The organism is Sinorhizobium sp. 6-70 (assembly GCF_030124375.1).
Classification (GTDB): Bacteria; Pseudomonadota; Alphaproteobacteria; order Rhizobiales; family Rhizobiaceae; genus Sinorhizobium.
Genome location: NZ_JASKLS010000003.1, coordinates 97,063 through 106,041, shown reverse-complemented (window position 1 = coordinate 106,041; position 8,979 = coordinate 97,063). Strand labels below are relative to the sequence as shown.

At 63.6% G+C, this 8,979-nt stretch carries 10 protein-coding genes and 1 pseudogene; 7 read left to right on the top strand and 4 right to left on the bottom strand.

The window, feature by feature from the left end; all coding sequences use genetic code 11:
• Positions 1-1,007: selenium-binding protein SBP56-related protein (locus QN222_RS07610; protein ID WP_284005348.1), on the bottom strand; the 1,007-nt coding region annotated here is incomplete at its 3' end.
• A 323-nt stretch (positions 1,008-1,330) separates the two neighbouring features.
• Positions 1,331-2,068 carry a phosphonate metabolism transcriptional regulator PhnF gene (phnF, locus tag QN222_RS07605; RefSeq protein WP_283965204.1) on the bottom strand — a complete coding sequence of 246 codons (738 nt, stop codon included), beginning with the start codon at positions 2,066-2,068 and terminating at the stop codon, positions 1,331-1,333.
• Positions 2,069-2,191: 123 nt separating this feature from the next.
• On the opposite strand from phnF, the gene phnG reads away from it, so the two are divergent.
• The 7 genes and pseudogenes from phnG to QN222_RS07570 all read left to right on the top strand — a co-directional run bounded on the left by phnG (position 2,192) and on the right by QN222_RS07570 (position 7,490).
• A complete protein-coding gene (gene phnG / locus QN222_RS07600; protein ID WP_283965203.1) occupies positions 2,192-2,665 on the top strand; it encodes a phosphonate C-P lyase system protein PhnG in 474 nt (157 codons plus the stop codon).
• Positions 2,665-3,264: pseudogene (gene phnH / locus QN222_RS07595) on the top strand (phosphonate C-P lyase system protein PhnH); the annotation flags it as partial. The gene phnG and the pseudogene phnH, both read left to right, overlap by 1 nt.
• Positions 3,265-3,336: 72 nt before the next feature.
• Positions 3,337-4,443: a carbon-phosphorus lyase complex subunit PhnI gene (locus QN222_RS07590; RefSeq protein WP_180943402.1), complete on the top strand. Its 1,107-nt coding sequence runs from the start codon at positions 3,337-3,339 to the stop codon at positions 4,441-4,443.
• Positions 4,440-5,333, top strand: coding sequence for an alpha-D-ribose 1-methylphosphonate 5-phosphate C-P-lyase PhnJ (locus QN222_RS07585; RefSeq protein WP_283965172.1), 894 nt, complete (start codon positions 4,440-4,442; stop codon positions 5,331-5,333). Before QN222_RS07590 ends, QN222_RS07585 begins: the two co-directional genes overlap by 4 nt.
• Positions 5,330-6,106: a phosphonate C-P lyase system protein PhnK gene (gene phnK, locus QN222_RS07580; RefSeq protein WP_180943400.1), complete on the top strand. Its 777-nt coding sequence runs from the start codon at positions 5,330-5,332 to the stop codon at positions 6,104-6,106. The genes QN222_RS07585 and phnK overlap by 4 nt, the downstream gene beginning before the upstream one ends.
• Before the next feature lie 65 nt (positions 6,107-6,171).
• A complete protein-coding gene (phnL, locus tag QN222_RS07575) occupies positions 6,172-6,879 on the top strand; it encodes a phosphonate C-P lyase system protein PhnL (RefSeq protein ID WP_283965171.1) in 708 nt (235 codons plus the stop codon).
• On the top strand, positions 6,876-7,490 hold the full coding sequence (locus QN222_RS07570) for a DapH/DapD/GlmU-related protein (protein WP_283965170.1): 615 nt from the start codon (positions 6,876-6,878) through the stop codon (positions 7,488-7,490). Before phnL ends, QN222_RS07570 begins: the two co-directional genes overlap by 4 nt.
• Here the strand turns inward: QN222_RS07570 and QN222_RS07565 are convergent.
• Both QN222_RS07565 and QN222_RS07560 read right to left on the bottom strand, forming a co-directional pair.
• Positions 7,481-8,095 (bottom strand): DUF922 domain-containing Zn-dependent protease, encoded by a 615-nt coding sequence (locus tag QN222_RS07565; RefSeq protein WP_283965169.1) that lies wholly within the window; start codon positions 8,093-8,095, stop codon positions 7,481-7,483. The genes QN222_RS07570 and QN222_RS07565 overlap by 10 nt on opposite strands.
• 175 nt (positions 8,096-8,270) lie before the next feature.
• Positions 8,271-8,810, bottom strand: coding sequence for a DUF992 domain-containing protein (locus tag QN222_RS07560; protein ID WP_284005344.1), 540 nt, complete (start codon positions 8,808-8,810; stop codon positions 8,271-8,273).
• Positions 8,811-8,979: the final 169 nt, after the last annotated feature.

Here is an 8,979-nt window from a genome sequence, read left to right as displayed (position 1 = left end):
ACGTAGAGGAACCGGTCGTCCATCGAGAGATCGATGTCGGTCACGAGCGGAGCGACCGCCTTGAACCCCTTGAGCACGGGCGGCAGGAGGTCCGGGTCGGCCGGCTCGGCGGGAATCTCGATCACTTTCTTCACCGCCCACTGGTCGCCGTCTCGATACCAGGTCCAGATCGAGGCGGAGAGATCTTTGAGACTGATCACACAGCCGACGAAACCATAAGCCTTGGTCGGATCGTGGGCGGGACGCAATTCGAAGACCAGCTGATGCTCTTCGCCGAGATCGATCTCCTGCACGTGCTTGCGCTTGTTGAGATCCCAGAAATGCAGCCTGCGCCCGTATTTCGAACCGAGCAGCACCTCCGGAACCAGGCCGTTTTCGAAGTTTTCCGGCGTTCCCCACTCGCTGGTAATCATCGTGTCATGGCCGAGATGCCACCAGAAATCATAGGCGAGCTGCTGCGGTCCACGATCCATCTCCCATTGCCCGAGCACGTCGAAGCTGTCGTGGTCGAGCAGGAAGATGCCACCGGGAGCGTTGCCGTCGCGGTCGGCAAGCGCGTTGACATAGATGCCCTCCGGTCCGCAATGGATGGTGTGCAGCCGGGAGTAGTTTGCCTTCTCGGCAATTTCCGCCGGATCGATCACACGGACGATCCGCGGATTTTTGGGATCCGGCTTGGTGTCGAGGATATGAAGCCGCGACGACCTCAGGCCCGGCACGACCAGATAGCGGCGCTCGACATGAGGATGCGGCGCATTGGGGCAAAGGCAGGACGAACAGGCATTCCAGCCGAAGTGATGCAGTTCGTCGCCGACGTTCGGCATGTCGACCTGCCCGACGATCTGAGAATAGCTCGTGGAGGTCGAATCGACGTCGACCACCGCGATCGCATCCGGTCGCTGTCGGTCCGGATCGAATGCCGCCACATAGGCGATGGTTTCCTTTGGGGCCTTTGCGGCCATACGGGGTGATGGATAGAAGGAAGGATCGGGTCGCCACGTCGCCATTTTTATTCTCCCCCAGAGAAGTCAATGCGTGGATCCTGCGAAGCTTAATGCATGTCGTCCAAAAGTGTGCAGCGGTTTTCAGACAACGACATGCATAAAAGCAGTTTAGTAGATGCGGCAAAAACGCGTCGGAAATGCGGCGCATTGCCTTATTCGGACGGTGCAAGCGAATGAAGGATATCGACGAATTCGCCGCGGAGGGTACTCTGGGAGCAGAGCGTCGCCGCGGGTACCTTCTCCTCCGCTTGCCGGGGGGGGAATGTGCCGGCAGGCGAATGCTCCCGTGGAGCAGTCGCTCTGCCGATTCAACCGAAGTTGTTGCTCTAAGTCTCGATCCTGAGCTTCATCCGGTCGGCCGCAAAGCGCGTGCGCGAAAATTCGACGGGCTTGCCGTCGAGGTCGGCGTTCACCGATTGCGCTTCCATCACGATCGCACCGGGCGACAGCTTCAACTGCGAAAGCTCGTCCGCATCGGCATGCCGCGCGACGATTTCGGTCGAAACGCGCACATAGTCATCGAGCCCCTGCGCGGCAAAGGCCTTGGTGATGGAGCCGAGCTGGGAATATTCCTCGGCCATCCGCGGAAAACGATCTACCGGAAAATAGCTGAATGACATGGAGAGCGGCCGACCGTCGCCGCTGCTGACCGTCCGCAATTCTATGAGCAGGGAGCCGGGGGAAATGGCAAGGGCGGCCGCGATCTCGCCGCTCGCCGGCACTTCCGCGTGGCCAAGCAGCCGTGTGCCGATCTCCTTCACCTGCCGGCCGAGCCCCTGCGAAAAGCGGGTGCGCCGCGAGATCGGATAGCTGACGCGATCCTTGCGCGTGATCATGGTGCCTCGCCCCTGGACGGCGCGGACAAGGCCTTCCTCGCCAAGCGCCGCCAAAGCGCTGCGAACCGTGTGGCGGTTGACGCCGAATTCCTGCGCCAGCACCGTCTCCGGCGGCACCATGCCGGTCGCGTCATAGTCGCCATTGCTGATCGAAAGCCGGATGCGATCGGCGATCTGCCGCCAGAGCGCCACGCCGGTCTGCCGTTCGACCACTTTCTTCAACGCCATTTTCCTTGTCCTGAGTTCTCGCCCCATTTTCTTCGCCGATGTCACAAGCCTGTCATTTGCGAACGTTAAGGAAAGATATAAGATGTATAGTTGTCTAGATCAATAGACATTTTGGAGTGAACGATGGACGCAACGCAGAAACATGAGGCGCTGCCGGACCCAGCCGCAGAACGTCGGGAAGGCATGCGGCTTCTCGCCCGCGCCACGCTCGCGGAACTTGCCGGCGCCTGGGAGGCGATCACCGACAGCCCGGACGTGGCGCCGGTACGCGGCCCGGAAACGGGGCTCGTCATGGTGCGCGGCCGGATCGGCGGCGGCGGCGACGCCTTCAATCTCGGCGAGGCAACCGTGTCGCGCGCTACGGTCAGGCTCGCCAGCGGCGAGATCGGCCATGGACAGATGCTCGGCACCGACAAGGAACGGGCCCGCTTCGCCGCGATCTTCGATGCGCTCTTCCAGACCGAGAGGCATCGCCCGGCAGTCGAAGCGCTGCACCGGCTGATCGCCGCCCGCATCGAAGCCGAAGACCGTCGAAAGGCGGAAGAGACCGCCGCGACCCGCGTCGATTTCTTCACCATGGTCCGGGGAGACGACTGATGGCCGCGCAATCGCAAATCTACGCCGGCGCTTTCGCCGACCCGGTATTCCAGGCGCAATCCGTGTTCCGCGCTCTGATGGATTGCTTCGCCCGCCCGGGCACCGTTGCTAGCCTCGCGGCGCTCGCCTCGCCGCCCTCGCCCCTCGGCAAGGCGAGCGGCGCCGTTGCGCTGACGCTCTGCGACCACGATACACCCGTTTGGCTCTCCCCTGCGCTCGCAAAGTCCGCCGTGCCGCAATGGATCGCCTTCCACACCGGTGCGCCGGTGACCGAAACAAAGGATGACGCCCGCTTCGCCTTCATCGAGAGGGGCGGCGCGGTGCCCAGTTTCGACCAGTTCGCACTCGGCACGCAGGAATATCCCGATCGCTCGACAACGCTGGTGATCGAGGTCGAGGCATTCACGGGTGGCCAACCGCTTATCGCCAAGGGACCGGGAATCAAGGACGAAACCATCATCGCCCCCACAGGCCTTCCCGACCTCTTCCTCGAGTTCTGGACGGCGAACAGGGCGATTTTCCCGCGCGGCATCGACCTGCTCCTGGCGGCAGGTGACGCGGTGCTCTGCCTGCCGCGTACGACGAAGCTCTCACTTGACGAGAACGCGCGGGATACGGGCGGAAAACCGCCTCACACTTTTCCTTATCCCGCCCGGAAGGAGGCGTGATCCATGTATGTAGCCGTCAAGGGCGGGGAAGCCGCCATTGCCAATGCCCATCGCCTGCTCGCCGATCGCCGCCGCGGCGACCGCTCGCTGCCCTCGATCACCATCGAGCAGGTCGTCGAACAGCTCGGGCTCGCCGTCGACCGCGTGATGGCCGAGGCCTCACTTTATGACCCGGCGCTTGCGGCGCTCGCCGTGCGCCAGGCGCGCGGCGACATGATCGAGGCGATCTTCATCCTGCGGGCCTATCGCACGACGCTGCCCCGCTTCGGCTATTCCGAGCCGGTCGACACGGCGACGATGAAGGTCGAGCGCCGCGTCTCGGCAACCTACAAGGACCTGCCGGGCGGCCAGCTTCTTGGCCCCACCTTCGACTACACGCACCGCCTGCTCGACCCCTCGCTGATCGCAGACGAGGCGGTCGCAGAGCCGGCGGCCAAGGAACCCGGCGAGCACGTCATGCGTGTTTCCGACATTCTCGATGGTGAAGGCCTCATCGAGGGCGACGGCCGGATGCCGGAAGGCCATGTGATGGGCGACCTGACGCGCGAGCCGATGGAGTTCCCGATGGCGCGCGACCTTCGACTGCAGGCGCTTGCCCGCGGCGACGAGGGCTTCCTGCTGGCACTCGCCTATTCCACCCAGCGTGGCTATGGCCGCACCCACCCCTTCGTCGGCGAAGTCCGGATCGGCGAGGTGGAGGTAGAGCTCGACCTGCCGGAGCTTGGCTTCGCCGTCTCGCTCGGGCTGATCCGCGTTACTGAGTGCCAGATGGTCAACCAGTTCAAGGGCTCGGCCAAACAGCCGCCGCAGTTCACCCGCGGCTACGGCCTCGTCTTCGGCCAGAGCGAGCGCAAGGCCATGTCGATGTCGCTTGTCGACCGGGCGCTTCGCACCGACGAGTTCAGCGAGGACATCGTCGCCCCCGCCCAGGATCAGGAATTCGTCATCTCGCATGCGGACAACGTCCAGGCGACCGGCTTCGTCGAGCATCTGAAGCTGCCGCACTACGTCGACTTCCAGGCCGAGCTCGATCTGGTGCGGCGCATGCGCCGCGAATACGAGGCCGCCCGCGCCGGCGGCGAGGACGGCATGAAGGAGGCCGCCGAATGAACGACCTTGCCACCTATAATTTCGCCTACCTCGATGAACAGACGAAGCGGATGATCCGCCGGGCGATCCTGAAAGCGGTTGCCATTCCCGGCTACCAGGTGCCGTTCGCCTCGCGCGAAATGCCGATGCCCTATGGCTGGGGCACTGGCGGGGTGCAGGTGACTGCCTCGATCCTCGGCCCGAACGACGTTTTGAAGGTCATCGACCAGGGCGCCGACGACACCACCAATGCCGTCTCGATCCGCGCCTTCTTCCAGAAGGTCGCCGACGTCGCCGTCACCACGAAGACGAAAGACGCGACGATCATCCAGACCCGCCACCGCATTCCCGAGGAGACGCTGAAGGAGGGCCAGACGCTGGTCTATCAGGTGCCGATCCCGGAACCCTTGCGTTTCCTCGAGCCGCGCGAGACCGAGACGCGCAAGATGCATGCGCTTGAAGAATACGGCCTCATGCATGTGAAGCTTTACGAGGACATCGCCCGCAACGGCCATATCGCCACGACCTATGCCTATCCGGTCAAGGTCGAGGGCCGCTACGTGATGGATCCCTCGCCGACACCGAAATTCGATAATCCGAAGATGCATATGTCGGAAGCGCTTCAGCTCTTCGGCGCCGGCCGCGAAAAGCGCATCTACGCGGTGCCGCCCTATACGGAGGTCGTCAGCCTCGATTTCGAGGACCATCCCTTCGAGATCCAGCAATTCGACAAGCCCTGCGCGCTCTGCGGCGCCGAGAACGTCTATCTCGACGAAGTGGTGCTCGACGACAAGGGCGGGCGCATGTTCGTCTGCTCCGATACCGACCACTGCGAAGACCGGCGCGCGCATGGCCATGCCGGACAGATGCTCGCCCGCCCAACGCAGGAAAGCCAGGAGGCCGCAGAATGAGCGCCGTTCCGCTTCTGAAAGTCAACGACGTCTCGAAATTCTACGGCAGCCGCATCGGATGCCGGAACGTCTCCTTCGAGCTCTACCCGGGAGAGGTGCTCGCCATCGTCGGCGAATCGGGGTCCGGCAAGACGACGCTTCTCTCGTGCCTCTCGACCCGGCTGATGCCGACCTCCGGGATCGTCGAATACCATATGCGTGACGGGCAATACCGCGATCTCGCCCGCATGGGCGAGGCCGAACGGCGCTTTCTGATGCGCACCGACTGGGGCTTCGTCCACCAGAACCCGGCCGACGGACTGAGGATGACGGTTTCGGCCGGCGCCAACGTCGGGGAGCGCCTGATGGCCGTCGGCGACCGCCACTACGGCAACATCCGCGCCACGGCAAAGGACTGGCTTACCCGCGTCGAAATCGATGAGGACCGGATCGATGACCAGCCGCGCGCGTTCTCCGGCGGGATGCGCCAACGCCTGCAGATCGCCCGCAATCTCGTGACCTCTCCTCGCCTCGTCTTCATGGACGAGCCGACCGGCGGCCTCGACGTCTCGGTGCAGGCACGCCTGCTCGATCTCGTGCGCGGGCTCGTCCACGATCTCGGCCTTGCCGCGATCATCGTGACCCATGACCTCGCCGTGGCGCGCCTCCTGTCGCACCGGATGATGGTGATGAAGGACGGCGCCGTCATCGAACAGGGGCTCACCGACCGGGTGCTCGACGATCCGCGCGAGCCCTACACCCAGCTTCTCGTTTCCTCGATTCTCCAGGTGTGACGCATGATCTCGAAAAGTGGAATCCGGTTTTCGGACAAGATCATGCGCAAAGGAAAGTAATAGTCATGGCTACTCCACTCGTTGTTTCAGAAGTCGCCAAGAGCTTCACCATGCACTTGCGTGACGGCGTACGCCTGCCGGTGGTCGCCAATGTCTCCTTCTCGGTCAAGGCCGGCGAATGCGTCGTGCTCGGCGGCCCCTCGGGCGTCGGCAAGAGCTCGATCCTCAAGATGCTCTACGGCAATTACGGCGTCGACGAAGGCCAGATCCTCATGGAGCATGACGGCCGGTTGGTAAATCTTGCGACGGCAGAGCCGCGCACCGTGCTCGAAGTGCGGCGCACGACGCTCGGCTATGTCAGCCAGTTCCTGCGCGTCGTGCCACGCGTCTCCGCCCTCGACATCGTCGCTGAACCCTTACAGGCGCGCGGCGTTGCTGTCGCGGAGGCGCGCGACCGGGCGGCGGAACTGCTTGCGAAGCTCAACCTGCCGACGGAACTCTGGTCGCTGCCGCCCGCCACCTTTTCCGGCGGCGAGCAGCAGCGGGTCAACATCGCCCGCGGCTTCATCACCGATCACAGGATCCTGCTGCTCGACGAGCCGACCGCCTCGCTCGACGCGAAGAACCGCGCCGTTGTGGTCGAGATGATCGCCAAGAAGAAAGCGGAAGGCACGGCTCTGATCGGCATCTTCCACGACGAGGAAGTGCGCGACGCGGTCGCCGACCGCATCATCGACGTCTCCGAATTCTCGCCGAGGAAGCAGGCGGCATGAGCCAGAAACTCGGCATCGAACCCTTCATTCATCCGACGGCAAGCGTCAGGAATTCGACGCTCGGCCGCTACAGCGAAGTCCAGGAGCGTTCGCGTCTCGACGAGGTCGAGTTCGGCGACTATTCCTACATCATGCAGGACGGCTCGATCTGGTGCGCGACGGTCGGCAAGTTCGTCAACATCGCTGCCTCGGTGCGCATCAACGCCACCAACCATCCGACCTGGCGCGCGACGCTGCACCATTTCACCTATCGCGCGCCGAACTATTGGGAGGATGCCGACCTCGACCACGATCTCTTCGCCTGGCGGCGGCAGAACCGGGTGACGATCGGCCATGATGTCTGGATCGGCCACGGAGCGACGATCCTGCCGGGCGTAAGTGTCGGCAACGGCGCGGTGATCGGCGCCGGCGCCGTCGTCTCCAAGGACGTCGCCCCCTATACGATCGTCGGCGGCGTTCCGGCAAAGCTCATCCGTGAGCGATTCACGGCCGAGATAGGCCGACGCATGGATCGTCTTGCCTGGTGGGATTGGGACCATACCCAGCTGCGGCGCGCGCTCGACGACTTCCGCCATCTGACCGCCGAGGAATTTCTCGTCCGTTACGGTTGAGCCACGATGCTACGGCCGTTCACCAGCTTCAGGATAAGCTGGTGAACATTGCCGCCGTCGCTCATCTCGACCCGGTCGAAATCCCGGCTGCGCTGCCGCTGCGCCAGCGAAAGTGCGCCGAGGCGCTTGGTCAGTTCGGTCCTGATCTTGCGGCATGCCGGGTCGTCGGGCACCGTCAGGCCGACTGAGGCGCTTTCGATCTGACGCACCATGTCCTTGATGAAATCGCCATGCACCCGCTCGTGCTCGTGCACGCCGGCGATGAACGTCTCCCAATCCTCCCGCGGACCGGCCGGCAATGCCTTTGCGGGCTTCGGCAGCATATAGGTGATCGTAAGCTTCGGCTTCGCCGTCGAAAGGACGCAGGCATCACCCTGCGGCTCGTATTTGCGCGTCCAGGTCAGCTTGAAATCCGTGTGCGCGATCGCGCGAACCGGACCCAGCTTCGGCCCCCGCTCGCCGATCGAGGCATAGAGCTCGGCACCGGTTTCGCCCGAAATGGTATAGGTTCGCACTTTCTCGACTGCCTGCCATTCGGCGCGCGCACCAGCAGGCGATGCCGCCACGCAAGCCGCCAACAGACAAGAACGAACGGTTGCCCCCACGCAATTCCCCCCGCAAACTAATACGACACCCTGTACGTTCGTCGCTGCCAGGCGAGGCCGCCAGCGACGGGGTTTCAAGCAATTCCAGGAAAAGCGTGTAGCGGTTTTCCGCCAGGAATTGCGTAGTTCCAAAGAGTTAGATCATTTCGCCGTTTCAATGAAGCCGTGAAGTGATCTAGTTGACAGCGTTGAGCGTCATCGACGTCCCGGCGGCAGCGATATTGAGCCCAAGCTGGCCGGTTACGCTGAGCGCCTGCAGATGAATCGAGCCGGACGTACCGCCGATGAGCACATTTGCACCGACGCCGGCGCCGACGGTCGCTTCGGCCGACGCACCCTGGTAGATGCCGCCCAGGGACCCGCGGTGATAACCGGCGGTCGGCGCCAGCACCGCCCAGATCACCCGGCTGCGCGTGGTGAAACCGAGATCGACGCCGAGTTTCCTGATCTCGCCCTGATAGTGATCCGAAGCCTCGCCCGCGAGCGTGGACCGAAAGACGCAGTCAACTTCCTTGGCCGAGCCAAGAACATAGCCGGCGCCGCCGCCGATGTTGCAGTCCAGATAGCCGATCTTCACGCCCCCATGCAGATCCGGCTCCAGCGCCGGCGCCGGCGCTGGAGCCGGATAGCTTGGGAAGTCGGCGGCATTGGCGGCCATCGTCCCCGCGAGAACCAGCGCCGCGACGGACGCCTTCACGGCAAAACTCTTTTTCATACATGGTCTCCTTTTCGGGATCGGCAGCGGTGGCCGGCGCTCAATCGTTCAGCGAACAGAGCGCAGGAAGGGTGGGAATCACACCCTTGGTTGCCGATTGGGCTTTTCCAAGGCGCGCCCGAAACGCGGATGACGAAAAGGCGCTATCGCCCTGAACTCAAGACCGTTT